At 43.2% G+C, this 704-nt stretch carries 1 protein-coding gene; it reads left to right on the forward strand.

The annotated features are described in order from the left end of the window. The first annotated feature begins 50 nt into the window (after positions 1–50). Positions 51–638 (forward strand): DedA family protein, encoded by a 588-nt coding sequence (locus tag R8O10_RS25140; RefSeq protein ID WP_031823390.1) that lies wholly within the window; start codon positions 51–53, stop codon positions 636–638. Positions 639–704: the final 66 nt, after the last annotated feature.

Consider the following 704-nt stretch of genomic DNA (forward strand, 5'->3'; position numbering starts at 1 on the left):
CTTCCGATTTTATTAGAGGAAAGCATTTGGAACACATTAACGCTTTACTCATCTCCATGAAGCCTCTGCTGGAGCAGTACGGCTACCTTGCGCTTATTGTCAGCATCTTTTTTGAAGGTATTGGCATTCCCATGCCTGGGCAATCTTTGATGATCGCAGCGTCAATTCTGGCCTCAGAACAAGTCATGAATCTGAGTATGGTTATGGTTATATCTTGGCTCAGCTGCTTTTTGGGCAATACTTGTGGTTACTTACTTGGTTACTACTTTGAAGGATGGCTAGATAAAAAAGGTTACATCTCTGGCCCTAAAATGCAAAAACTCCAAATCACCATTCAAAAATATGGCCCTGCTTGTTTGGTGGTCAGCCGATTTATTGAAGGGATGAAGCAATTTATGCCTCTGGCGTGTGGGATAGCAAAAATGCCACGCAGAGAGTTTTTACTCGGCAACGCACTCGCTGCCACCATTTGGGTTTTGGTGTTCAGTTTACTTACGCATTTTGCATTTGAGCACCTCAGCGCACTCAGCCATTTATATAGCCACTACAAATACGCAATCTGGGCGAGCGCCGCGGTTGTGTTCGCATTGATGATCCTAGGCTTGCTTAAGCGAAAAAAAGCAAAATCGTCGCTATAAATGTACTTTCAATAAAGGCTCTTGGTATCAGTAAGATAGATGCCATGAGCTTTTTTCTTTCATCCA

The sequence above is a fragment of the Vibrio sp. 1727 genome, from assembly GCF_033344415.1.
Classification (GTDB): domain Bacteria; phylum Pseudomonadota; class Gammaproteobacteria; order Enterobacterales; family Vibrionaceae; genus Vibrio; species Vibrio alginolyticus.